17 protein-coding genes and 2 pseudogenes are annotated in these 25187 nt (G+C 73.7%); 11 read left to right on the forward strand and 8 right to left on the reverse strand.

The window, feature by feature from the left end:
* Positions 1 to 46 precede the first annotated feature (46 nt).
* The 5 genes from NRO40_RS29345 to NRO40_RS29365 all read left to right on the forward strand — a co-directional run bounded on the left by NRO40_RS29345 (position 47) and on the right by NRO40_RS29365 (position 5914).
* Complete coding sequence (locus tag NRO40_RS29345) at positions 47 to 1279, forward strand: MFS transporter (RefSeq protein WP_058940959.1); 1233 nt, start codon at positions 47 to 49, stop codon at positions 1277 to 1279.
* 284 nt (positions 1280 to 1563) lie between these two features.
* The gene (locus NRO40_RS29350; RefSeq protein ID WP_058940958.1) at positions 1564 to 3462 is read left to right on the forward strand and encodes a hypothetical protein; all 1899 of its coding nucleotides are present in this window, start codon (positions 1564 to 1566) and stop codon (positions 3460 to 3462) included.
* Between the two features lie 66 nt (positions 3463 to 3528).
* Positions 3529 to 4176 carry a class I SAM-dependent methyltransferase gene (locus NRO40_RS29355; RefSeq protein ID WP_058940957.1) on the forward strand — a complete coding sequence of 216 codons (648 nt, stop codon included), beginning with the start codon at positions 3529 to 3531 and terminating at the stop codon, positions 4174 to 4176.
* A 160-nt stretch (positions 4177 to 4336) separates the two neighbouring features.
* A complete protein-coding gene (locus NRO40_RS29360; protein ID WP_157901797.1) occupies positions 4337 to 4816 on the forward strand; it encodes a nucleoside 2-deoxyribosyltransferase in 480 nt (159 codons plus the stop codon).
* Between the two features lie 234 nt (positions 4817 to 5050).
* Entirely contained in the window at positions 5051 to 5914 is an 864-nt protein-coding gene (locus tag NRO40_RS29365) for an LLM class flavin-dependent oxidoreductase (RefSeq protein ID WP_058940956.1), read from the forward strand.
* 461 nt (positions 5915 to 6375) lie between these two features.
* Here NRO40_RS29365 and NRO40_RS29370 read toward each other — a convergent pair whose 3' ends face one another.
* Positions 6376 to 7086 carry a TetR/AcrR family transcriptional regulator gene (locus NRO40_RS29370; RefSeq protein ID WP_079046861.1) on the reverse strand — a complete coding sequence of 237 codons (711 nt, stop codon included), beginning with the start codon at positions 7084 to 7086 and terminating at the stop codon, positions 6376 to 6378.
* Positions 7087 to 7181: 95 nt separating this feature from the next.
* On the opposite strand from NRO40_RS29370, the gene NRO40_RS29375 reads away from it, so the two are divergent.
* Entirely contained in the window at positions 7182 to 8117 is a 936-nt protein-coding gene (locus NRO40_RS29375; RefSeq protein ID WP_058940955.1) for an alpha/beta fold hydrolase, read from the forward strand.
* A gap of 410 nt (positions 8118 to 8527) precedes the next feature.
* Here NRO40_RS29375 and NRO40_RS29380 read toward each other — a convergent pair whose 3' ends face one another.
* Entirely contained in the window at positions 8528 to 9154 is a 627-nt protein-coding gene (locus NRO40_RS29380; RefSeq protein WP_058940954.1) for a TetR/AcrR family transcriptional regulator, read from the reverse strand.
* Between the two features lie 100 nt (positions 9155 to 9254).
* Here NRO40_RS29380 and NRO40_RS29385 point away from each other — a divergent pair, with 100 nt between their 5' ends.
* Complete coding sequence (locus tag NRO40_RS29385) at positions 9255 to 10301, forward strand: aldo/keto reductase (RefSeq protein ID WP_058940953.1); 1047 nt, start codon at positions 9255 to 9257, stop codon at positions 10299 to 10301.
* A 563-nt stretch (positions 10302 to 10864) separates the two neighbouring features.
* Positions 10865 to 11428 (forward strand): dihydrofolate reductase family protein, encoded by a 564-nt coding sequence (locus tag NRO40_RS29390; protein WP_058940952.1) that lies wholly within the window; start codon positions 10865 to 10867, stop codon positions 11426 to 11428.
* Positions 11429 to 11597: 169 nt separating this feature from the next.
* Here the strand turns inward: NRO40_RS29390 and NRO40_RS29395 are convergent.
* Positions 11598 to 13890: pseudogene (locus NRO40_RS29395) on the reverse strand (SCO7613 C-terminal domain-containing membrane protein).
* A 398-nt stretch (positions 13891 to 14288) separates the two neighbouring features.
* Here NRO40_RS29395 and NRO40_RS29400 point away from each other — a divergent pair.
* Positions 14289 to 14930, forward strand: coding sequence for an esterase/lipase family protein (locus tag NRO40_RS29400; RefSeq protein ID WP_058941017.1), 642 nt, complete (start codon positions 14289 to 14291; stop codon positions 14928 to 14930).
* A 182-nt stretch (positions 14931 to 15112) separates the two neighbouring features.
* On the opposite strand, the gene NRO40_RS29405 is transcribed toward NRO40_RS29400, so the two are convergent.
* Positions 15113 to 16492, reverse strand: a complete 1380-nt coding sequence (locus tag NRO40_RS29405; protein WP_058940951.1) for a condensation domain-containing protein — start codon at positions 16490 to 16492, stop codon at positions 15113 to 15115.
* Between the two features lie 397 nt (positions 16493 to 16889).
* On the opposite strand from NRO40_RS29405, the gene NRO40_RS29410 reads away from it, so the two are divergent.
* A complete protein-coding gene (locus tag NRO40_RS29410) occupies positions 16890 to 17018 on the forward strand; it encodes a hypothetical protein (RefSeq protein WP_257375553.1) in 129 nt (42 codons plus the stop codon).
* Between the two features lie 427 nt (positions 17019 to 17445).
* Entirely contained in the window at positions 17446 to 17976 is a 531-nt protein-coding gene (locus NRO40_RS30670) for a hypothetical protein (protein WP_306674902.1), read from the forward strand.
* Between the two features lie 770 nt (positions 17977 to 18746).
* Here NRO40_RS30670 and NRO40_RS29425 read toward each other — a convergent pair.
* From NRO40_RS29425 to NRO40_RS29440, 4 genes and pseudogenes are all read right to left on the reverse strand, one after another.
* Positions 18747 to 20768: an ATP-binding cassette domain-containing protein gene (locus NRO40_RS29425; RefSeq protein ID WP_058941015.1), complete on the reverse strand. Its 2022-nt coding sequence runs from the start codon at positions 20766 to 20768 to the stop codon at positions 18747 to 18749.
* Positions 20769 to 21117: 349 nt separating this feature from the next.
* Positions 21118 to 21258: pseudogene (locus NRO40_RS29430) on the reverse strand (glycoside hydrolase family 3 C-terminal domain-containing protein); the annotation flags it as partial.
* Between the two features lie 150 nt (positions 21259 to 21408).
* Positions 21409 to 22038: a class I SAM-dependent methyltransferase gene (locus tag NRO40_RS29435; protein WP_058940950.1), complete on the reverse strand. Its 630-nt coding sequence runs from the start codon at positions 22036 to 22038 to the stop codon at positions 21409 to 21411.
* A gap of 60 nt (positions 22039 to 22098) precedes the next feature.
* The gene (locus tag NRO40_RS29440; RefSeq protein WP_058940949.1) at positions 22099 to 24966 is read right to left on the reverse strand and encodes a beta-L-arabinofuranosidase domain-containing protein; all 2868 of its coding nucleotides are present in this window, start codon (positions 24964 to 24966) and stop codon (positions 22099 to 22101) included.
* Positions 24967 to 25187 lie beyond the last annotated feature (221 nt).

Consider the following 25187-nt stretch of genomic DNA (forward strand, 5'->3'; position numbering starts at 1 on the left):
ACGGCCGGCGCCCGAGGGGCGATGGCCGCGGAAGGAGATCGAACACGTGGCCAGCGGTGTGCCCCGCCAGTTCCTCGTCCTGCTGACGCGCCCGCACGTGGCGGGGGCCGCCTGGTGGAGCGTGGTGTCCCGGCTGCCCGTCTACCTGATGTCGCTGGCGATGGTGCTCGTGGTCCGTGAGCAGGGCGGCAGCTACGCCCAGGCGGGCTTCGTCGCCGCGCTCTACACCCTGGGGATGGCGGTGGGCAGCCCGCTCGTCGCGCGGCGGGTGGACCGCATGGGACGGCGCGCGGTGCTGCTCGTCACCGGTGTGGCCTACCCCGCCGCGCTCGCGCTGCTGGTGTGGGCGACCCGCCCCGGCGACTGGGCGCAGCCCGTCGCGGCCGTCGCGGCCGGGATCGCCCTGCCGCCGGCCAACGCGGTGATGCGGTCGCTGTGGGCCCGGCTGCCGCTGCGGGACGAGGAGCGGGAGACCGCCTACCTGTGGGAGGCGTTGCTCACCGAAGTACTGGTGATCGGGGCACCGCTGATGCTCGCCGGGCTGATGCTCGCCGGGTCGGCGGGGACGGCCGTCGTCACCGTTGCCGCGATGGGCGGCGCCGGGGCCGTGGGCCTGGCCCTGACACCCCTCCCGTCCGGCGTCCCGGAGAGGAAGCCGACGGACACCCACGGCACCCGACGCCCGTGGCTGGGCCCGATGCGGACACCGGCGATGGCGGTCCTGACCGCCGTCATGGCGACCTGCGCCGTACCCGTCGGGCTGCTGACGCTCGCGATCCCGGCCTTCGTCGACCGGCACGGATCGACCGGGGGGACCGGGGTGGTGTACGCCTGCTGGGGGGTGGGCAGCGCCCTGGGGGCCCTGCTGCTGGGCCGGTCGACGTCGGAGGTGGCGGTGCACCGCCGCTTCCCGTGGTTGGTGCTGGCCTTCGCGCTGGGCGTCGGGCTGCCCCTGCTGGCCACGTCGCCCCTCACCCTCGGTCTCGCCCTGGCCGTCGGCGGGCTGCCCATCGCGCTCGTGTCGGCGGGGGAGATGACCCTGGTCAGCCAGGTCGCCGACGGCCGGCTCCTGGCGGAGGCGTTCACCTGGGCCTCGCTGGCCACCGTCGTGGGCGACGCGCTGGGCCAGCAGGTGGGCGGACTGCTGATGGAACCGCTCGGCCCGCGCGGGGTGTTCGCGGTCGCCCTGGCGACCGCGCTGGCCGGCGCGGCGCTGGCCTTCGCCTGCCGGACGCTGCTGGGCACGAAGGCCATCGAGACGGCGGAGCACACCACATGACCCCCGCCCCGTCGGAACACCGCACACGGGCCCCCACCCCTGCGGATCGGGCCCGCCGGCCCCCCGGCCCGTGTCACCCGGGCCGGGCCGGAACACCACCCGCCGCCCCGGGGGAGCGGCTCCCCGCCGCGACGGGGGAGCGGCGCCCCACCCGGGCAGGCGCCGGCCGGTTCCCACACGTCGAGCCCGCCCCGGCAGCCCCGGTCCACCATCCCCCGCACACGGCCCCTGACGAGTGGCCCCCGTCCCACCGATGACCCCCAGGAACCCGAGGTAACCCCCTCATGAACGCAGCCACCAACGACCAACGGCAGCACGGGCGCTCCCTGTCCCCGCCGGGCACCGGACCGTTCCGCCCGGTCGCCCACGCGGAACTGCCCGGCGCGGTCGAGGCGTTCCTGCGGGCGCCCGACCGCACGCCCGTACCCGTACCCGTCGAAGGGCGGCCCGATCTGGCGGAGAGCATGGCCCTGGCCGCCCGGCTGTACGCGGGCAGCGCGCTGCCCCGCCCGCTCGACACCGGTGTCGTCCTGGGCGCGAAGGACCTCCCGGACGGCACCCTCGAACTGGCGCGCCCGCTCGCCCGTACCTGGCTCACCGAGGACGACATGGGCGATCCGCGGACCTTCCGCGACCGGCACCCCGGCACCGTGCTGCTGCTCGGGGCGTACGACCGGCTCACCCTGGACGCCGTGCGCGACCTGCTGCTGTCCACCTACCGGGGCCCCGAGCACGCCCTGACCCTGCTCAGCGGGCGGGACGGCGACTCCGTCGCCTGGAACGTCGCCAAGCAGTACGCCACCGCCGCCCCGGAGGTCGACGCCGTCGGGCTGTTCACCGACACCGACCGGCCCCCCCGGCGGCCCGGTGTCCGGGTCTTCGACGACCGCGACTTCGACCGGCCGGCCGCCGACATCCAGGGCGAGATCCTCGACACCCCCTGGCGGCGCGTCGTCTTCCAGGGCCACGGCAAGGACGACAGCCTCAACCTGGGCGAGTACACCATCTGCGGTCTCAGCCAGGCGGCCCCGGCCCGGCCCGGCCTCCTCGGACCGCGTTGCTCCTACGGCCTGCCCTGCTACAAGCCGGAGGACAAGCTGGTCCCGCTGAACCGGGTGGGCGCGGTGGAGGTGGTGCTCAGCGCCTGCAACAGCGGTCCGCTCGCCGACCTCGCGCTGTACGACCCCAAGTACCAGCTGCTGCTCAACGCCCTGGACGGCCCCGCCCGGCTCGTGGCGTCCGCGGTCTCCGTCCACGACTCCGACCGGCCCGAGAACACCGCCTGGATGCGGGCCGCGCTCGACGGCGCCGACACCGTGGACGTCCTCAACGCGAGCCTCGCCGGCTCGCACCCGTACCCGGCGTTCATGCGCTTCGGCCTCCCGGCCGCACCGGCACGGCCGCTGCCCGGCCCGGTCCCCTCCGACCACCGGCCCGACCCCCTGCTGCTCACGGTGGGGGAGCGGCTCAACGCCCTGCTCGGCTCCGAGCTGCTCACCGGGCGCCACCCGCTGCGCCCCCGGCTCACCAAGCTGGCCCGCAAGGTCGACCTGTGGGTGGCCCGCCCCACCCACCTCGCCGACCAGTCCGCCGAGGAGATCCACGGCTCGCTGACCGCGGACCTCCAGTCGCTCGACCACGCGATCGCCGAGCAGGTGGCGGCCGATCCCGAGAACGAGATCATGAACTATCCCGCGCACTTCGGCGACCGCAGTCGGCTCGACCCGCAGGTGCGCGAAGTGACCTGCCACTGCGGGCGCCCCGCCCAGGAGTTCACCCGGCGCGGACTGCTCCCGCAGATCCTCGACACGCTCTGCGTGGTCTGCATGCGGTGCGGTGACGTCACCTTCCGGGTGCCCGGCGCCCCCGTCCTGCTCGCCCACGCGGACGACGAGGCCGCACAGGGCGGTGAACTGGTCGTACGCGCCGAACTCACCGCGCCCCGCACGGGTCCCGTGCGACTGGGCCTGTTCGTGCCCACCTATCTGCGCGAGGACACCACGGTGGAACCCGCCACGGTGAAGGTACGGGCGAAGGGGGAGCAGCCCCAGGACGTGACGTTCCGGGTCGCCTTCCGGCCCGAGACGGCACCGCAGGCCTACTACTTCACCGTCTTCGCCGTGCAGGACCTCGCCGTCTCCACGGCCCGGCGCCACTTCGGCGTCGTACCGGCCGGGGCGTGATCCGCGCCCCGCCCGGCCCGTCTCCCCTTGTCCACACACCACCGCGCCACGCGAAGGAGTGCTGTCATGGAGAACGCCACGAAGCCCGAGGCCGGCGCCGGCCCCGGGACGAAGCCCGCCATCGAGCTCGTCGAGCAGGACGGCGAGGTGACGCTGAGCATCGGCGGCGAACAGGCGATGCAGGCCTGGGAGCGCGACCTGATGTGGGCCGGCGCCGACATGCTGTGCGAGTACGGCCGGGACTTCTACGAGGTCGGTCTCGGCCTCGGGTTGTCGGCCCTCCGCATCGCCACCAACCCCGCCACCCGAAGCCACCGCGTCCTGGAGCTGTTCGACGAGGTGGAGGAGCTGTTCCGGGAACGCCACCCGGAGCTGCCCGACACGCTGAGCATCGAGCGCGGCGACTTCTTCCAGCGCATCTTCGAGCTGCCCTCGCAGAGCGTCGACGGCATCTTCTTCGACCCGGCGCTGGACATGGAGGTCTGGAAGGACGAGGCGCTGTGGCGGCGGACCATGCCCGAGGTGGTCCGGGTCCTGCGGCCCGGCGGGGTGTTCATCCCCTTCTTCAGCACGAAGCCCGAGCTGCGGTGGCAGTACCTGCCGCACTTCCGGGAGATCCGGGTCGTGCGGCACCCGTACACGGCCTACGACACGACGGAGTACACCCACGGAACCAGTGGCGACGCCTACATCCAGTGCTTCGTGAAGAGCTGAACCGGATCCTCCCGCAACCGACCGCCCCAGACAGCCGACGACGCCCCGGAGGCCCGCGATGACCGCCGAACCGACCACGACCCCCCTTCCGAGCACAGCCGCTTCCCTCCCGGTCCCGACTCCACCGTCCGCCGCGGCGGAACCGCCGGACCTGGTCGGGGTGGACTCGTTGTTCCTGGCCGGACCGTTCATCCAGCTCCTGGACCCGCTCACCGGCCGGATGCCCTCGGACGCGCAGGCGCCCTTCACCGTGCTCATCGACCACTTCGAGGCACAGGGACTCGCCGTGCACAACGCCCACCGCAGGGAGGCGTGGGGCGCGGAGTTGATGCGCCCGGAGGTCTGTACGCGGATCGACCAGGACGAGATCCGCAAGGCGGACGTGTTCGTGGCGATGCCGGGCCACCCGGCGTCGCCGGGCACCCACATCGAGGTCGGGTGGGCCAGCGCGTTCGACAAGCCGATCGTGCTGCTGCTGGAGAAGGGCCGGGAGTACACCTTCCTGGTCCAGGGGCTGCACACCGTGGCAACGGTGGAATACGTGGAGTACACGGACATCGCCGAGGTCCTGCCCGCCGTGGACGCCGCACTGCGCCGGGCGGTGGCCCGGCACCGCGACGCCGCCGGCCGGGTGGGCTGACCCACCGCCACCCGCGGGCTCCGGGCCCGCGGGTGGCACCCACGGACACGCGCTGGCGTCCCCGTGAGCGACCGGACGGCTCCCGGGCGGCTCGGGCCCCGGCTCCGCCCCGGATGAACGGCGGTCGGTCGCGGCACCCTGCCCTGTCCCCGGCTCCCGGGCGGCGGCCTGCCGTGGAGCCACCTGGCCGGGAATCCGATTGTCCCTGCGCGGCCGGCTGCGCATCCTGCTGGGATGCGCTTCTCCGTCAACATCCCCAACTTCGGTGACTTCGCCGACCCCCGTAACGTCGCGACCGCGGCGGCCGCCGCCGAACAGGCCGGCTGGGACGGCCTCTTCGTCTGGGACCACGTACTGCACCGGCAACACCAGGGACGCCCCTTCGCGGACCCCTGGATGCTGTTGACCGCCGCCGCGCTGGCGACCTCCCGGATCCGACTGGGCACCCTCCTGACGCCGGTCCCCCGCTACCGACCGCAGCAACTCGCCCGCCAGGTGGCCACCCTGGACCACCTCAGCGGCGGCCGGGTGGTCTTCGCCGCCGGCCTGGGCGGTCCGATCGAGGACGAGTACCACAGCTTCGGGGACGCCGCCGAGCCACGCGTCCTGGCCGAGCGGCTGGACGAGGGACTGGAGTTGTTGAGCCGTTTCTGGTCCGGGGAGCCGGTGAACCACCACGGCCGGCACTACGAGGTCCGGGACGTGACGCTGTTGCCTGCCACCGTGCAACGGCCCCGTCCGCCGGTGTGGATCGGCGGGTTCTGGCCGCGTCGCGCGCCCATGCGGCGGGCAGCGCGGTGGGACGGGGCGGTCCCGCTCTTCGAGACGGCCCGGCACGGCCACGTACCGGATGTGGCCGAGGTACGGGATCTGGTCGGCCATGTGCGCCGGCACCGTACGGCAGGGGACGAGCGCCCCTTCGAGTTCGTGCTCGGCGGTGCCACGCCCCCGGACGCGGCCAGGGCGAGGGACGTGATCGGTCCGCTGCACGACGCCGGCGCCACCTGGTGGGACGAGCGGCAGGTCCAGACCGGCCCCGACCTGGACCGCCTGCCTCCCGTACTGCGCCGCATCGAGGCGGGACCGCCGGTGCTCTGATCAGCCGTCCGCGGGTGTGCCCGGCTCGTCGGTGGGGTCTTACGACCGCGCCCCCGGCCTCCGCCCCGCCGCACCCTGGCACGAGGGCCACCACGGCCACCCCGGCCGACAGCGCCCCACCCCGCGCACGGGTCCTGCTCGCGCCACCGCCACCGCCACCGTCTCGCCGAGATGGTCCGAACCTCCGGAAGACCGGGGCTCGGGCACAGGCCCGGCCCAGCGGCCCTCGGGCCCCGCGGAGCCGGCCGCTCACCCCGCTCGCCCCGGCGTCCGGCCGGGGGCGCGGGCGGGCATGACGGTCGCCGCGACCGCCGCAGGCCGGAGCCGCTGACGGCGACCCGGCGTGCCGGGCGGGCGTCCGGAAGGCGTGAGCCTCCGTCGGCGCAACGGCGGACAGGCCCGAACCGCAGCCGTCCGACGGGGAAGTCCGGAGCGCCGTCGCGTACGCGTGACCGGGCGCCTCAGCCGGCGACGAGCCCGGTGAGCACCCGGCGCATCGTCCGCTCGAACACGGCCTGCGGCTCGGCTGCCTCGTCCGCCTCTGCGTGATCGGCCATGGCCGCCGCGAGGTGCGGGTGCTTCCCTCGGCCGGCCGCCTGCCGCAGAAAGGCGGCCTGCGCCGTCTGACGGCTCGCCTGTCCGCGGCTCGACAGGATCTCCGAGCGGGCGAACTGGGCGACGAGGGCGTTCATCAGGGCGACGACCTCCATCTTGGCCGGGCCCGGCAAGGGCGTGGGTGCCATCGCCTTCAGCGCGTACTCCAGGTACTCCACCCCCCGCGGGCCCAGTCGGAGTGGTTCCGGCGGGACGTCGACCAGCCAGGGGTGCCGCAGGTGGACCGCCTTGGTGCGTGACGCGAGGGCGAGCAGGTCCTCGACGGGCCCGCCGCCCAGCGGGACGTCCAGGTCGACCTCGCCCACCACCGCGTCCGTCATGAGGTCGAGGAGGTCCTCGCGGCTGGAGACGTAGCGGTACAGGGACGCCTGGCCCGTGCCCAGCGCCGTCGCCACGCGACGCATGGACGCCGCCGCCAGGCCGCTTTTGTCCGCCAACTCGACGGCGACGGCGGTCAGTTCCGCACGGCTGTGCACGGCCGTGGGGCCGCGGGTGCCGCGTTCGGGGCGCTCCCAGACGGTCACGCGTTCCTCGGCCACGTCGTCCACCTCTCCCATCGGTACCGCGGCTGTCTCGCACCGGTCCTGGTCGTCCTCGTGGTGCCTCCCCTACACTAAATTGCGAACACTGATCGCAGTTACGGGAGGTCCCCATGTCCTCGTCATCGATCGGCCCGTGGAGCCCGGTCCGCTGGGCCGAGAACGGCACGGTCCAGCTCGCGTACGACCGGTGGACCGAGCCGGACGACGGTGATCCGCTCCTGCTCGTCATGGGGCTCGGCGCGAACCGCCGCTGGTTCCCCGACGGTCTGTGCCGGATGCTGGCGGCACGCGGTTTCGCGGTCGCCCGGTACGACCAGCGCGACGGCGGCGAGTCGACGCGCCTCCCGTCAACCGTCGCCCGCAACCCCGTCTCCGCGCTCTTCGCCCGGCGCGGGGAGGCGTACACCGCCGAGGACATGGCGGACGACACCGCCGCGGTCATGGACGCCCTGGGGTGGTCGTCGGCACATCTGCTGGGGGTCTCCCTCGGTGGTGCCGTCGCCCAGCGCGTCGCGCTGCGGCACCCGGAGCGCGTTCGGACGCTCACGACCATGGCCGCCGTCCCCGGGGACACCTCGGGCCTGCGGGCCGTGCGGTACATCCGACTGGGGACCCTGGCGAAGTTCACCGGTCTGAGGTTCCCCGACACCCCCGAAGGGAGCATCGCGGCCGCCGTCGCCGTCTCCCGTCTCCTCAACTCGCCGAACCGACCCTTCGACGAGACGGCGGCCCGGGAGAACGCCGTGCGCAACGTCGACGGCGGCGTACACGACCGGCAGGCGCAGAGCCGTCAGATCGGCGCCCAGTGGCACGGCGGGAAGATCAGTGCCATATCGCGGCCCACCCTCGTCCTCCACGGGGAGGACGACCCCCTCATCAAGCCCGCGGCCGGTAAGGCCATCGCCTCCCGGATCCCCGGCGCGCGCCTGGTCCTCCTGCCCGGGGTCGGCCACGAGGTTCCCGCGTCCGCGTGGGAGAGGGTCACCAGCGAGGTCCGCGGACTGGCCGACGGTGCTCGTGGCGAAGCCGGGCCGCCGTCCGACTGACGGACGGGTGCGGGAAGGCCGGTGGCTCCATCCCGCCACCGTCTGGCGCCGTCGGTCGGGGTGGGGGTGGTGGCCTGCCGGGCAGTGGCGACAAGGCGCGCGGGCCCGTCGCCGGGTCGGCCGGCCTCGCCTTCACCCGGCCGAGGGGCGCATGCGCGGGGGTCGGGTTGTCGACGCCCCCGGCCCGGGCCGGTCGCCCCCGCCCCCGCGGCGCGGTCGGTGGCCTCGCGCAGGCCCCCGCCGGCGGCCGGGTCTCGGTGGCCGAGGCTCCCCACCGCGCAGCCGTGGTCCTTCGGCGCCGCGGCCGACCCCGGAGGCGCGCCTCCCCCGCCGCGGAGATCTCGGCCCCCACCTCAGGGCCGCCCTCGATCCGCGCAGGCCGCCCGACCCTCCGGGACGCGCCTCGCGGGCTACGCGGGCTCCGTTCCGTCCCGAACGTACGCGCCGGCGCGTGCCGCGGCCGCGGTGGCTTCGGCGGCATGGTCCGCAGCGGCTTCGTCGAGTCGGCCACCGCTGATCAGCAGCCGGTAGTAGAGGGGGGCGGAGACGGCGCGGACCACCTCGTGGGCATCGGTCCCCTCCGGTACCTCGCCCCGGTCGACGGCCTGCCGGACGCACGGGGCCCACTCCCTGACGCGGATGTCGTAGAAGTGGTGCAGAGCCGCGGCCGTCCTCGCGTCGCTGGTGGCGGCAGCGATCAGTGCCGTGAACAGCGGTCCCTGCCGCGCGTCCGTCAAGGTCCGCTGCACCAGCCGGGCGTTGGCCTTGAGGTCACCGAGCAGCGAGCCGGTCTCGGTGCGTGGCGCGGACTGCTCGGCCATGTCGGACAGGAGGTCCGCCACGAGTCCCGCCGCCGTTCCCCAGCGGCGGTAGACGGTCGTCTTGCCCACGCCGGCACGGCGGGCGACGTCGGCCAAGTCCAGACCGCTGAAGCCCAGTTCGGTCAGGGCGTCTTCCGCCGCCCGCAGCACCGCTTCCCGTACGCGGGCCGTGCGGCCTCCGGGTCGTACGCGGCCCGGCTCGGCTTCTTCAGGCATAACGGCACTCCAGTTCCATTAGTCGGCGGATGCTGCTACCTTGGCGGCAGTTAAAGAAACTGTAGACCCGTTAACTTGTCCCTCGGTGGAAGAGGTCCCCATGGAATACAGGCGGTTGGGCGCATCCGGGCTCATGGTGCCGGCGCTGAGCTTCGGAGCCGGAACCTTCGGCGGGCGAGGCCCCCTCTTCAGCGAGTGGGGAACGACCGACTCGCAGGAGGCACGCCGTCTGGTGGACATCTGCCTGGACGCCGGAATCACCATGTTCGACACCGCCGACGTCTACTCCGCCGGTGCTTCCGAGGAGGTTCTCGGGAAGGCGGTCAAGGGCCGACGGGAGCAGGTGATCCTCTCGACCAAGACTGGCCTGCCCATGGGGGACGGGCCGCGCGACGCGGGCTCCTCCCGCAGCCGCCTCATCACCGCCTGCGAGGACGCCCTGCGCAGGCTGGGCACCGACTACCTCGACCTGTTCCAGCTCCACGCCTTCGACGCCGGAACACCCGTCGAAGAGGTGCTGGCCACCCTCGACTCCCTCGTACAGGCGGGAAAGGTGCGCTACGTCGGCGTCTCCAACTTCTCCGGCTGGCAGGTGATGAAGTCCCTCGCGGCCGCGGAGAAGCACGGCCGTCCCCGCTATGTGTCCCACCAGGTGTACTACTCGCTCATCGGCCGCGACTACGAGTGGGAACTCATGCCGCTCGCCCGCGACCAGGGCCTGGGCGCGATCGTGTGGAGCCCCCTCGGCTGGGGCCGCCTCACCGGGAAGATCCGCCGTGGCGTACCGCTCCCACCCGGCAGCCGACTGCACCGCACCGCCGACTACGGCCCGCCCGTCGCCGACGGACACCTCTACGACGTGGTCGACGCGCTGGAAGAGGTCGCAGAGGAGACGGGCAAGGCCGTGCCGCAGATCGCCATCAACTGGCTGCTCCAGCGGCCGACCGTGTCCTCGGTCATCATCGGCGCCCGCAACGAGCAGCAGCTGCGCCAGAACCTCGGTGCCGTCGGCTGGTCCCTCGCCCCCGAACACCTGGCGAAACTCGAGGCGGCGAGCCATCGGACGGCGCCGTACCCGTACTACCCCTACGAACGGCAGGAAGGATTCGCCCGCCTGAACCCGCCGGTGTTCGCCGCGCCACGCTGAGGGTCCCATCCTCGGCAGTGCCCGACCGGCCGGGTGACCGAGCCGTGCCGGACCGGGCCTCCCCAGCCGCCTCGCGGGCCGCGGCGGTCCGACCGGCGGCCGCCCCGGCTGCGCCGCCCCGGGCAGAGGACGGAATCGGCGGCTCCGGCCGGCGGGCGGCCTGGGACGCGGCGGGGGCATCGGCGCGTGCGGCCGCGTCCGCCGCGCGGGCCGCCTCGACGGCACGGAGCCGCGACGCGGCGGCGGCCCGCCAGGCCGGCCGACACCGCGGTACCACCCGGCGGCGGGCGGCTGCCCGGCGCCGGGGCACCGTCCCGCCGCAGCACCTGGAGTGCGGGCTGGGCCGCTCACCGAGCTGCGGACGCGCACGCACCCACGCGGTCGCACCGGGTGGACGGTGCGCGGCGACCACGACCTGCCGGACGCACCAGCGCGCCGCCGGAGCGCGTCGGGGCGGCCGGACCCAGGGGGAACCGCCTCGGTTCAGGGATCCCGCGAGCCGCGACGAGTCGGCGGCGTCCGGCGGCCGTAGGGTCGAACCCCGTTCCCGAGGAGGGCTTCCGATGCGCAGCGTGACCTATTCGATGGGCGTCTCACTTGACGGCTACATCGTCGGGCCGGACGGCGGGTTCGACTGGACGGCGCCCGACGAGGAGGTCTTCCGCTTCTGGATCGACGAGATCCGAGAGGTCGGCGTCCACCTGCTGGGACGAAGGCTGTACGAGACGATGCTGTACTGGGAGACCGCCGACCAGGACCCGTCGCTCGACGACTCCATGCTCGAGTGGGCCGCGCTCTGGAAGCCGCTCCCGAAGGTGGTGTTCTCCACCACGCTGGCGGAGGTGCAGGGCAATGCCCGCCTGGCCTCCGGCGACCTGGCGGAGGAGATCGAGCGGTTGCGCGCGGAGCCCGGCGAGGGCGACATCGCGATCGGCGGCGCGACTCTCGCCGCCGAGGCGGCCGCGTCGGGGCTGATCGACGAGTACCGGGCCGTGGTCCACCCGGTGCTGGTCGGCGGTGGCACTCCGTTCTTTCCCCGACGCGAGCGCCGGGTGGATCTCGAACTCGTCGACACCCGCACCTTCGGCTCGGGAGTCGTCCACCTCCGCTACCGCGTGGCGCGCTAGGGGGCGTCGCCGCCCTCGGCCCGTCCGCCGGGGGCGGCGCCGCGTCCCCGACCCGTCACCGCGGCGCGGCAGTCGCCGCACGGCCTGGTCCTCGCCGGCGGGGCCGGGCGCGGCCGGGCGTGGTCGGGCATGGTCGGGAGACCATGAGCCGGCCGCGCGGACGCTCCGCCTAGTGGAACCGCCCGAACACCTCACGCACTCGCCGTGCGTCGCGCAGTCGCTGCTCGTAGGTGGCGCCCAGGGCGAGCAGCAGCAGACCGGCGAGCGCGGGAGCCACCCACCGGGGGAGGGCACCGACGACCTGGCCGACGTACGGGGCGAGTTCGTGGAGCGCCACCAGAGCGAGCACGCTCCCGCCGAGGACCAGCGGTGCCTGGAGCCGGTGCCGGGCGCCCACCAGGGTCACGGCCAGCGCCGCCGTGCCGAGCACCAGGGGGCGCAGCCAGTGCCGGTCCTCCCACGCGGCGAACAGGCTCGGCAGCAGGGTGACGGTCAGTCCGGCACCGTACGCCGCCCAGGACGACAGCGCCGGGTCACGGCGCCGGCGCAGGAACCCGACGACCAGCGCGGCCCCGGTCACCGGCAGGGTGTACGCCTCCGGTGCGGTGACGTCCCAGGCCGCCAGGCGTACCCAGGCGGCCGGCACGAACAGGACGGCGGCCACGTGACCGCCCGCTCGCCGTTCCGTCCGCAGCGCGGTCCCCGCCGCGATGACCGCACCGAGCGAGAGCACCAGGGCCAGCATCGGCGGATCGGTCACGGCGAGAACGACAGCGAGCACCATCGCGACAGCCCCGGTGACCTCGACGGGAACGACAGCGGACGAGCCGCCGAGACGTGCCGCGACCACTGCCGCGGCGCCGGGCACGACGAGGACCAGCAGGGCGGTGTGCTGCGGCTGCCAGCCGGCGGACGTGCCGATCGCGCACGCCAGGGCCGTGGCGTACCCGAGCGAGGCGGGCGCCGCGAACGGGCCGAGTCCCCGGCCAAGACCCGCCGCGCCGAACAGGACCGTGAGGGTAGGGGAAATCGAGCACCGCGGGGAGCACGAACGCCGTCGCCCACCCCAGCACGAGGGCGCCCGTCGTGGCCGCCGCGCGCCAGGCCGCTGTGCGCCCGGTCAGGGCCAGCACACCGGCCACGACGACGAGAACGAGCGGCACGGTGGCTGCGTACGGAGGCCAGGGCACCTCGGCGAACACGGTGGCCCGCGTGCCCCGGGGCGCGTCGGACCAGACCCGCCCCACCCAGGCCGCCGGACCGATGAGGGTGCCGGCCACCAGGGGCACCGCCCACAGCACCGCGAGACCCTGGACGGTCAGCGAAGCCCGCGCCAGTCCTTGGCGCACGGGCTCGGGCAGGCGCGTCGGTACGACCGTCGCCAAGGCGAGCGCGCAGGCCAGGCATCCCGGCACCGTCCACTGGCCGGGTACCGAGGCCCGTAGCACCCCGCCCACCCCTGCGACCAGGCACAGACCGCCGGCCAGGGCCGAGTTGACGGCGATGTCCCGCTCCTGGACGAACCGGGCCGCGGCCAGGGCGATCGTCGCGGCGAGGGCCAGCAGAGCCGCCGCCCGTGCGGCGGAGCCCGGGTCCGCGGCGTGCCAGCAGAGCCACCCGGCCGAGAGAACACCCGAGGCGCCCATGCCGCACGCGCCGACGACGGCGACGATCCGTACCGACAGTCGTGTCGCCCGCAGTGCGACAGCGGTGTCGGCGGCGGCGGCCACCAGAAGCACGGCCGTCAGCGTGTGCGGCCCCGCGCCGATGGCGAGCGCCCAGAGAAGCGGGGGGAGTTGCGCGGTCGCCGCGGCGAGAGGAAGGGGGAGCCGGAGCACGAGGCGCGCCCCTCCTCCCGCCGCGCCCTTCTGCGCCGCGTCCTCCCGCGCGGGCGGCACCAGCGCGCTCACCCCCACGCCGTACGCGACCCACGTCCCGGCCAGGACCGCCGCCGCGGCGGCCGCGAACCGCAGAGCGTCCGTGCCGGTGAGCAGGACCTCGTGCAGCGCGTACGCGTCGAGAACGGTCAGCGCCATCCCGAGGCCCGCCACCGCCTCGGCGGTCGAGCCGAGTCCGCGCCGCAGCAGTGCCACGGGCGCGCCCAGCGCCGCCACCGTCACCGCGCCGAGCACCAGCGCCCGCCCGGCGATCCCCATCTGCCCCCAGCTGACCAGGGTGAAGGCGATCGCGGCGATCGTCAGCAGGGTGCCGCCGAGGAGCAGCAGCACGTTCTGCACCTTCGGTGCCGCGGTCTCCGGCCGGCGGGCGGCGGTACCGGCACCGGCGGGCCACGCCGACGGCGTGGCCCCGGGGTCCTGGGCCTGCTGCTGGGCGGAAGCCGCGCGCAGTGTGTGGACCAGCCACTCGCGGCGCCGGAGCAGGACGGCACGGCGGGCGTCGAGGTGCCACAGCTCGGCGTCGAGGAGCCGCAGCTCCTCGGCCGGGGGTGGAAGCGTCGTCATGCCTCGGAGTGTCTCCCCGTCACCCGCGTCGGACATGAGTGCGCGTACTCAGCTTCTCCATGACGCGCCCCATGGGTACGCCCGGCCTTCCACGCCCCGCCGGCCGGAGTCGAACCGCCGCACCGCGAGCCGCGCGGCGGGCTGGTCGGGCCCCGGGGAGTCCCGCCCGCGACGGGACCTGCCCGGTCCAGGGGCGCGACGGTGACCCTCCCGGATGACGTACCGCGCGAGGCCCGCAGGCCCTCCGTTCGACGAGCTGACACGTTTCTGCGGTGACACTTCGCTACCGGACGGGTGAGCGTACGGGTGTGGCTCCGTCGCTCCGGCCGTCGGCGCGGTATGAACCGCGCGTGACCAGGAATCTGTCGCGGAGCGTGTTCACGCTCCTCCTCGCGCTCATGCCCCTCCTTCCGACCCCCGCGTCCGCGTCGGCGGTCGGCGGCCGACAGCAGGCCGCCCGCCCCCACCCGATCGTCTTCGTCCACGGGTGGAACTCCGACGGCTCCACCTGGCGGACCATGGCCGACCGCTTCCGGGCGGACGGCTGGCCGGCCGGCCACCTCCATCCGTGGACCTACGACGCCACACAGTCCAACGCCACCACCGCCGAACAACTGGCCTACGAGATCGCGCGCGTCCTGCGCACCACGGGCGCCACCAAGGTGGACGTGGTCACCCACTCCATGGGCGCCCTGTCCTCCCGCTACTACCTGAAGAACCTCGGCGGCGCTTCAGAGGTCGACGCGTGGGTCTCCCTGGCCGGACCCAACCACGGCACGGAGACCGCGCGCTGGTGCGGCGGCGCCCCCTGCGTTGAAATGCGACCGGGATCCGCCTTCCTCGACAGCCTCAACTCCGGTGACGAGACCCCCGGCTCCCCCCGCTACGCCACCTGGGGCTCCCCCTGCGACAGCGTCATCAACCCCGCGGGCAGCGTCGCCCTCAACGGAGCCGTCAACACCACCACCGCCTGCCTCGACCACAGCGGGCTGCGCACCGACCGCACGGTCTACGACCAGGTCAAGGCGCACATCCGATAGTCCCCGCGCCCTGCGGCAGGCCCGCCCCTCAGGGCAGGGCCTGCCGCCCGCTCCCTCGCGCCGGGACCCCGGTAGCCGCGTCCCGACTCCCGCCGGTCACCCCGGGCGGTCGCAGCGGAGGGGGAGGAGACCGTGGCGCCCACGGCCTGCCCGGCGGGGCAGCGGCCGTCGAGAGCCACAGGTCACTGAGAGACCGTGGTGACGGTGCGGGTGAGGGTGTGGAGCAGCGCCTCGTGGGTGACGCGGGCCTGCGGGGTGTCGACGTGGATGCTGTTGACGTGGAGACCGTCCTCGGCCCGGTGGAACCAGTGGAGGATGCCGTTGCACCCGGACACCCACACGTGCATGCGAGCCCGCTGCCCGCCGTGGTACGCGGCGCCGGGCATGCGCCGGAAGTCGATGTAGGAGTAGAAGTTCACCGCGTGTGGCCAGTAGTGCAGCCTGGCGTACTCGGCCGGGGCCAGCAGCCGCCAGGCCTGTACGAAGTGCACCCCCGCATGGGCCCGCATACGCGCGAAGGCGGTCTGGGCGGCGGTCAGGGTGTCGGCGAACCCCTCGACCCTCCCCACGGCGAACTCGATGGGGAGGGTATTGACGAACCACCCCACGGACTGCTCGTAGACACCCCTGCCGCGTTCGTTGACCGGCACGAGACCCCGGTACACCGCAGGTCCGCCCTCCTCCCGCACCGCGGTGGCCAGCGCGGCGAGCAGCCCCGTCGACAGCCGCCCGCCGCGGGCCCCGCACGCCGCCTCGAACACCTCGACGCCCTGCGCGTCCAGGAGCCGCTCGGTGGTGGTGACCGGCGCGTACAGGCGGCCGGGCACGGTGCCGAGATCGAGGGGGAAGCGGGGGAACAGGCCGCCGTCGCGCTCGGTGAAGTCCCGCCAGTACTCCAGTCGCGGGTCGTCGGCGCGCAGGCCCTGGTTCCCGCGGCGCTGGTTCCGGCTGAACTCCAGGTAGCTGCCCGCCTCCACCGGGGCGAGGGCCTCGCCGGCCGTGAGAGCCCGGTAGGCACCGGCGATGTCGTCGAGCGCGATGGCCGTGGACAACCCGTCGGTGACCAGGTGGTCACACGAGAACCACACCGTGGCCGAGTCGTCCCGGACCACCGCGCCCATGGCGATCAGCGGCCAGGAGAGGGTCTCGACCTCCTGGAACGCCTGGTGCAGATGGGCGCCGACCTGCGCCGACGTCTCCAGCTGGTCCGTCTCGACGTGCTTGAGGGCGACCTCGCCGGGGGAGAGGACCTCGCAGGACAGGTCCCCGTCAAGCGGCTCGTAGAACGCGCGGAGCACCTCGTGGCGGCGGACCAGATGCAGCAGGGCGTCTCCGAGGGCGTCCAGGTCCACCGGCTCGGTGACCTCGAACGTCGCGGCGACATAGGAACGGATCGGCTCGTTCACGCTGCGCGCGTGCTGGGCGACGGTGAAGTGTTTCGCCTGGTTGTAGCCCGCCAGCCGCCGCACGGCCGACGACCCCTCACCGGACACCGGCACGAGATGCCACCGGTGCGCCCTCCCGGGCCGGATCTCCGTGTCCTCGACCGAGACCTGCAGCATGCCGTCCTCCCCGCCATCCACCACCGGAACGCCCCCTGTGAACGCCGCCGCACGGTGAACGGAAACGGGTGCGCTGCGAGGTGTTCCGTGCCGGCGCGGGGAAGACGGGGCCGGATGTCCGGCGGGGCGGTGGAGGCGTTCGTCCTCGTAGCGGACAGCGCGGGCGGGTGGCAGCGCGGCGCGGTCGCCCTTGGGGTGACCGCGTGGAAGAGGACGAACGGCTGCTTTACCGCTCGTCGTTCGGCACAGCGGCGGCCGCCGTACGCCGAACATCGCGCGGACTACGCGCCGCAGACCGCGGCGCGCTGGGCGCTCGAGCCGGCGCGGGGCCCGCGGGTGCTCGACCACCGCCGACTCCCGCGTCGCGACCATCGCGACGCGCACTGGGATGCCGGTCGTGCCGGAACGGGAACGCGAGGCCACGATCGGCCGGGGCCGCGCGTTCCTCGCGAGCAGACCGGAGACCGCCGACGGCGAGTTCACCCTCCCGATGCTGACCGCCGTACTGCGCGCACGGAGACTGTGAGCGAGTCTCGTTTGGCGGCCGGCGGCCGGCGGCCGGCCGTTCCGCTCAACCGGGAGGTCACATGCGCATCAGGGCGTCGTGCTTGGTCGGTCTGCTTCTCGGGGTTGTCTTGACTGTAGCCCTGGGAGCTGTCTCCGGTTGTGACGGCCAAAAGACGGCTGCCGGTGGCACGGATGCGCTCGCGGACCGTGCCAGGCAGGTTGCCGAAGCCTGGGACGGGCCGACCGCAGCCGCCGCCTGGCGTGCCGGGTACCACCCCACGGGTGAGACAGCCCAGCTGCCGCTGGGCGGCCTGCGCAGCCCGGCGGATAGGCGGGCGTTCGAGGAGCGGAGCTTCGTCCTGGGCGGCAGGCTGCCCGTCACCTGGCCGAGGCATGGCCAGGTGACGTGGGCCGCAGGTGGGTCGCTCACCCGACCGCTGAGGGGAGTGGAGGAGTCGTACTGGTCCCTGGCTGCCACCCGTGTGGGGGGAGAGCCGCACCTGACGGTCACCGGAGCGAAGCCGGGCGCGATGCGTGTGGCCACCACCCGCGGGCCGGCGATGGTCCCGGCTTGGCTGTTCACTTTGGAGGGCTATGCCGCCCCCCTCAAGCTGGCCGCTGCCATCCCGTCGGAAGCTCCGCGGCCACCCATCGGGCCGGCCCGTGACATCCCCGGCCATGCACTCGACCAGCTCGTCCGGATCTCCCCGGACGGCCGCTCGGTGACCGTCGTCGTGCTCCATGGCGTGTGCGACGACGCTCCCGCAGTAGGTGTTCCGGAAACACGCGGCAGCGTCGTGCTGTCGGCCTCCGTCAAAGAGCGCGGAGGCCGCGGCGACTGCACCAAGCAGGCGAAGATGCAGCAGGTGGCGGCGGTATTGGAACGCCCTGTGGGTGACCGCGTCCTGCTCGACGCACGCACCGGCCAGCCGATTTCCTCCAAGGGGTTGCCCGGGATCTCGCCCAGCAGGGGTTGACCTTGCCCCGCCCGGCCCAGGGGGTGCCCGGACGGAAGGTGCCAGCAGCCTGCCGCGTAGACGTCACCGGCCCGCCGGGAGAGCAGTACCTCGGGCCCCGCCGTGCCCTCGCGCCGTGCGATCAGGTGCACGTCGAGCGGCTCGGTGTGCCGCCGGCCCGCCGGTCACGCGTCACCATCGGGGCGGCGCCCGAGCGGCAGGGTGACGGCCGCCTCCCCTGTCAGGACTCCGCCGCGGGCATACGCCGGAAGCAGTCGGACCGCCTCAGCCTCGCATGCCTGGTGGCTGTCGGCGAAGCGGACGGGGCGGGCCAAGCTGGTGGTACGCACCCTCCGGCCGAGACGAGGCGGCCCGAACTCGTACCGCGTGGAGCCCCGGTGCAGTCGCCCGACGGCCTGCCGACGGCGCCCGGTCGGCCCGCCCCTCCGCCGTCACCGCGTCCGGGACGTACCGGGGCACCGTCGTGGCCAGGCCCTCGTGCGCGGCGACGGGCCGGCCCTGGGTCGTGGTGCGGCGGGCCGCGGCCACCGGGATCCGGCACAGGGCTGCGTGCTCGCCGGTCCGGGCCGCGGCGTCGACCCGGTCCCGGTCCCAGTGCCGTGCCGGCCGGGTGGGTCCCGACGGACCCCTGGGACCCGTCGGGCTCGGTGGCGAGGTCGTTGTGCGTCGCGGCCCCTGCCGGGCCCGGCTCGACCGACGCGGGTGAGGTGCCGAGGTCCCCCGCGAGCAGGAGCGCACCAGGGACGTCCGTGTCTCCAGGACGGACGGTGTCACGACAGCGTCCGCCCCTCACCTACGGCGTCGGTCGGCTTGCTCGGCGTCGCTCCCGCCGGGGTGGGCTGCGTGGGCAGCGAAGGAGTGAGGAACTGACGGGCCTGCAGTTCGTACATCTCTCGGAACACGCCGACGCCGGTGGTCGGGTCCATGAGCTCGGTGAAGGTGCCGTGCTCGACGACCCGGCCCTCGTCCAGGACGTAGATGAGGTCCGCGGTCCGGACGCTGTGGAGGCGGTGGGTGATCAGGATCGTGGTCTGACCGGAACCGGCCAGCTGGTGGATCTGGTCGAAGACCCGCTGCTCGGCGGCGGGATCGAGCGCGCTGGTGGGCTCGTCCACGATCAGAACGGCACCGTCGCGGCGCCGGGCGCGAGCAAGACCGAGCTTCTGCCACTGGCCGCCGGAGATCTCCTGGCCGCCCTTGTACCCGCGGGTGAGCAGGCTGTCCAGGCCCCGGGGGAGGCCCTTGACGACCTCGTCGGCGCCCGCGTAGGCCGCCGCCGCCTCGATGCTCCGGTCGTCCATCGCGGCGCTGCTGCGGCCGATGCCGATGTTCACCCGGGCGGTGAAGGGCCAGCGGAAGAAGTCCTGCGCGACCATCGCGACGCGCTCGAAGACCTGCGCGCGGTCGGCCTCCGCGGTGCTCACCCTGCCCCACAGCACCCGGCCGGAGTCCGGGAGCCGGGCCCCGCTCAGCAGCCGGACCACGGTCGACTTGCCCGAGCCGTTCCTCCCGACCAGGGCCACGGTCCTGCCCCGGGGGATGGCCAGGTCGACCTCCAGCAGGGACGGCTTGTCGGCACCCGGGTAGGTGAAGGTCACCTTCTCGAACCTGATCTCCTCCGCGTCCACGGGGACGTCCAGTCCGCCGGTGGGGATGGCGCGCCGGGTGGCTTCCTCGCACAGTTTCTCCAGGTCTGCGACGAACAGGGCTTCCTCCTGGACGTCGGTGACGCGCAGGACGAGGTCGGTGATGCTCGCCGCCCCGGTACGGATCGCGAGTACCGCCGTGCCGGCGACGGCGAGGCCCATCTGTCCGTGCCACAACAGCAGCCCGAGAGCGCCGTAGGTGGCGACGGTCGCGACGCCGCGTGCGGAGTCCGCGATCACGTTGGTGCGGGCGCCGGTCCACGCGAGCCTGGTCTGCTCCCGCTCGCTGGTCTCGGCCATCTGCCGGAAGTGCCGCAGCAGGAACGGGGCCGCGTCATGGACGCGGATCTCCGCCGCGGCCTGCTGGTTGATCAGAAGCTGGCTGATCAGCTTGGCCGCCCGTACGTGCTGGACGAAGCGGTGCCAGCTGATGTACCGGTGCCGGGCCATGGTCAGCGAACCCCACGCGCTCGGCAGGGCCATGAGCGCCAGCAGCGGCAGCAGGACCGGGTGCAGGACGGTGAGCACGCCGGCCGCGGCGATCAGCGAGATGGCGGAGGTGACCACGGCGATGCAGTAACCGACCATCCGCCGGGCCGAGTCCGCGCCCCACTGGGCGGAGTCCATCAGCTTGTGGAAGGCGTCGTCCTCGATCGCCTCCAGCTCCACCCGCGCCACCAGGCCGAGGTACCGCTCGGTCGCCACCCGCTGTGCCTTCGGTTCCAGGATGCCCGTGGCGGCGGCCGAGGCCGACCCGCACGCCGATCCGATGACCGCGAGGACCGCGACCAGCAGGAGGGACGGCAGCGCCGCGCGCAACCGACTCGTGATGTCCCCGGCGGCGAGCAGCTCGACGAGGAGGGCGTTGACCGCGATCAGGGACACTGCCTGGGTGACGCCGCGGGCGACCTCGCTCACGGCGACCGTGGTGAACGCCCGCGGGTCGGCCTCGCGTGCCAGCCGGACAGCCACCGCCACCTGCTTCGGGAGCGAACCGGCCATCGAGAGCAATCCCAGCTTCAGCCAGGCACCGTCATGGGCGCCCCACCCGTAGTCGTAGGTGAGCTCGCCCCCGAACAGCAGCTGCTCGGACGCCGACGGACCTTCCGCGGCGGCTGCCAGCGGATCGTTCGCGCCGCTCGTCATGCCGCCCACCTCGTCTCCGCAAGCACCGGAGCGAGGGCGCCGACGACGCTCCGGGGCGCCGCCGTGGTCGCCGCGAGCCGGGCGGGCGCAGGCTGCGGAGCGGCAGGAAGAGGAGCCGGCAGAGGGGGTGGTGGGTACATGGTGGCCTCCGAAAGGGCGCGGTGAGCGGTTGCCCAGCTCAACGACGCTGCTCCGCGTGTCGAACACACGTCTTTCGGACGTGGCGGAGACCCCGATGCAAGGCGAATGCGCGTTCGTGCCCGATACACCGACCCTTGTGACACGAGAGGGCGGCGCCGGGGCGGGACTGGCCGAAACGCCGACGCTCGATGAGCGAGGCCCCGGCATTCCCGCGGTGGCCGAGCGGCGGAGCGAGGTACGTCCATGGCTGGCCCCCCGGCTCCCGGGGCATGCTCACGGGGAGGCGGCCGGACGGTTCGACCCGGCCGCTGAGGACGCCGGCGACGGCCGGGCCGCCCTCCTGGCCGGGGTTTCGAGGAAGGACACGCCGACCCGGACGGGCGTCGGCACGGAAGGATCGGCACCGCACTTCACTGGGGCCGCTCGGACTGAATCGTTCCCGTACGGTGCAACGGTGCGCCTTCCCGCGCCCGCCGTCCACCGTCCGCGGGAGCACCCTTCAGCGGCGGCGGGCCAGCAGGTGGGTGTCGAGGAAGCCCCGCTCGGAGGCCGGGTCGTGGAGCAGCCGGGCGAACGTGACGAGCCCGGCCCCGGCGAGCAGCTCGGCGAACCGGTCCGCCGGCCAGCTGTAGGCGGGCGCCACCTTGTGGTCGAAGCGGACCGGATCCGGTCCTTCGGTCCCGAAGAACGAGACCAGGAGCAGGCCACCCGGTGCCAGGACACGCGCCTGCTCGGCGAGCAGCGCGGGCAGTTCCCCGGGCGGGGTGTGGATCGTCGAGTAGTGGGCCAGCACGCCGCCGAGCGCGCCGTCCTCGACCGGCAGGGCCTCCATCCGCGCCTCGTCGAACCGCAGCGCCGGATGGGCCCGCCGGGCGTGGTCCACCATGCCGGGGGAGAGGTCGAGCCCGAAGGCGTCCAGCCCCAGGTCGCGCAGCATGGCCGTCAGGTGGCCGGGCCCGCACCCGACGTCGGCCGCCCGCGGGTTCCCCGTCCCGCGCACCAACTCGGCGAAGGTGGTGATCATGGCCCGCGCGAAGGGCTGCGTCTCCAGCCGGCCGGCGAACATCGACGCGTACAGCTCGACGATCCCGTCGTAGGCAGCCTTGGTGTCGTCCTGGTGTCCCCCCACGGGAAGGAAGCTAACATCCGCGTCCTTCGCAGCACAGCCGCCCCGGCCCCGTGCCGTTCGTCACCCGGCCACGTAGGAAGCCCTCTCGGCCGTCCTCACCACCTTCCGGCCGTCGGCCGGGTCGAGCAGCCCCGCCGCCACCCAGGCCCCCACCGTGATCCGCACGTGCCCCACCAGGGCCGACTTGGTCGCGAAGGGTGCGGCGGCCCAGATCTCGTCGAGGAGTGTGGTGCCGTCGGCCCTGGCCGGATTGGCGACGCCGGACTCGCTGCCCCCGAAGACGATCCGCGGCTCGACGCGCCGGAAGTAGGCGTGGGTCGGGTGCTCCGTCCCTTCGAAGAAGGGCGCGAACTCGATGCCGTCGAGGGTGTGGTGGAGCGGCTTGCCGTCCACGGGTGTGAAGCCGGGTGCCAGGTTGCCGGAGAGCGCGGTGTTGCGGTGGAGCGCGAGACGGAGGAAGTCCGTCCGGGAGTCGCGGGCCACGAGGTTGACCGGGCCGTGAAACAGGGTCTGGACGGTCGGGTCGTCCGGTGCCTTCTCCACGCGCAGCGAGAAGGGGACGGACACCCGCACGGTGTCACCGTCGCGCCAGGTGCGGGACACCGTGAAGTAGCTGCCGGGAACCGGTGTCCCCTGCGCCGCCCTGCCGTTGACGGTCACGCGGAAGCCGCTTCGGGCCCAGGTGGGCACCCGCAGCAGCAGGTCGAACGTGGCGGGCCGGCGGCCGCGTACGGTGATCGTGGAACCCTGTTCCCTCGGGTAGTCCGTCGTCTGGGTGACGGTGACGCCGTTCTCCGCCCAGGTGAGGGTCGTCGCACTGTAGAGGTTGACGTGGAGCGCGCCGCCGTCGGGCCGCGCGAAGTACACCGAGTCCTGGTACTTGGTGTGGCTCTCCATTCCGGTGCCCTCGCAGCACGTCGTCCCCGCCTTGGGCGTGTAGTCGCGCACGTGCCCGGGCCGCAGTCCGACGAAGTAGGTGACGAGCGGCTTCTCCGCGTCCGGCCGGTCCTGCTTGGAGCCGAGGACCTGGTTGAGCAGGGCCCGCTCGTAGTAGTCCATGTACGCCGGGTCCTGCTCGTGGAGGAACAGCGACCGGCTCAGCTTGAGCATGTTGTACGCGCAGCACGTCTCGGCGTTGGTGTCGCCGAGCGTCGCGGCGATGAGCCCGCGGGCCTTCCAGAACTCCGCGGTACTCGTCCCGCCGATGCCGTACGTCCGGGTGGGGACGATCATGTGCCAGAAGTTCTTCGCCGCGGCCAGGTACCGTTCCTCGCCGGTCTCGTCGTACAGCCGGACCGCCCCGGTGAGAACGGGGATGTGCTGGTTGGCGTGCAGGCCGTCCAGGACGTCCTCGCCCGCCGCGCAGGCGTCGATGAGCCGGTCGAGGTCGAACAGCCGGGCCAGCGCCAGGTGCCGGGGCTTGCCGGTGACCGCGTACAGATCGCAGATCGCCTCGACGATGCCGCCGAACTCCCCGCTGGAGAAGATGTTCCACATGCGCTGCCGGGTGGCGGCGGGCAGCCTGGACAGCCGTGAGTACATCCAGTCGCACAGGCCGTCCGCGAGGTCGAGCGCCCGGGCGTCCCCCGTGTGGAGGTGCGCGTCGAGCAGCCCGCGAAGGATCTTGTGGGCGGTGTAGTACGGCGCCCACACCACGGTGTAGTCACCGGTGGTCATGGACTCCAGGGTGATGAACTGCGTCTCCGGGTACGCCGCGAGGAAACCGGGGTGGCTGGGCGCCCCCCAGGTGCGGCGCAGGGTGGCGTCCCGGCCGTGGCCCGAGGCGTCCGCGAAGGTGGATCCGCTCGTCTCGTCGAAGCGGTACGAGGCCAGGTCGCCGGCGCCCGCGGAGGACCGGTCGGCCGGTACGTCCCGCAGTTCGGCGACCTCGGCGGCTGACAGGGCCCGTGACCAGATGTCGACCTGGTCGAACGCGCCGGCGAACACGGGGTCGGCGGGGTAGTGCGACCGGCCGAGCCAGTGGTGGGCGAGGGTACCGAGCGCCGCCGGATCGAGAGTCGTCGCGGTGTTCCGGCCGACGGCGGTGCCGTCGACATAGAGCGTCGCGGTGGTGCCGGTGAGCGTGACCGCGAGGTGGCTCCACCGGTCCAGCGGCAGCGGGGCGGTGCCGTCGACGCCCTGCTCGCCCGCGGGGCCGCTGGTGGTGAGGGCGAAGCGGGGGTGGCCGTTCGCGTTGCGCACGGCCAGGTAGAGGTAGCGGGTGGTGTCGTCGCCGAACTCGAAGACGCGGGCCCAGTCGGCGTCGTGCGTGGGCTTCACCCACGCGGAGAGGGTCAGGGACGGGGAGGACCCGAGGACACCGCCGGGCAGCTCGACATACTGGTGGGAGCCCCGGACGTTCTCGGCGGCCGTACCGAACCTGCCCGGGACGCTCAGCACGACCGGGTCGTGGCGCAGCGCCTCGCGGACCTCGGCCAGGGCTCCGACCATGGTGCGGATCCGGTCGGCGTAGACCGCCTCGCCGGTGCCGGCGTACGCCTGGGAGAGCATGGTGAGGAAGTGGCCCGTGTAGTGGCCGCGGAGGTTTCCGTTCGCCTCGCCGTCGAGACCTTCCCACCCCCCGGGAGCGACCGCACCGCGGGTGGAGAGCCCGGCGTTGGCGCGGAAGACCTGCAGCAGCCGGTCGACGTCGTACCCGCGGCCGTGGTCGAGCATCAGATCGCGCTTGGCCGCGAAGACACCGCCGCCGTTCAGGGTCACGTTCGTGAGGGGGAAGGGTCTGACCGTCCACGCGGACGGAGCGGACAACGCGACGCCGGCGCGACTGTCCCCGGTGCCGAAAGCGGGGCGAAGGCCGGTTCCGGACGCGGCGGACGCCGGACTCGCGGGCAGGGACGGCACGAGTGGTGCGGCCGCGGCGAGCGTGGCGCTCCGGAGGAAACCGCGTCTGTCGAGGGGCGGAGTCATGAACTCCCCCTTCTGTTCGGCAGACCGAACGTCGTCTGGCGTGTCGATCGGACCGTAGGGGTAGGGCACGGGTGCGTCAACATCTTTGACACGACTGCCGGTTCGGGTGTGGCTGTTGCGGTGGCTTCATGACCCCAGCGGGGCCGGTCGCCCGAACAGGCTCATCCGGTCGCCGGTCGCCGGTCGCCGGTCGCCGGTCGCCGGTTCGGGGCGGCGGCGAG

The organism is Streptomyces changanensis, from assembly GCF_024600715.1.
Classification (GTDB): Bacteria; Actinomycetota; Actinomycetes; order Streptomycetales; family Streptomycetaceae; genus Streptomyces; species Streptomyces changanensis.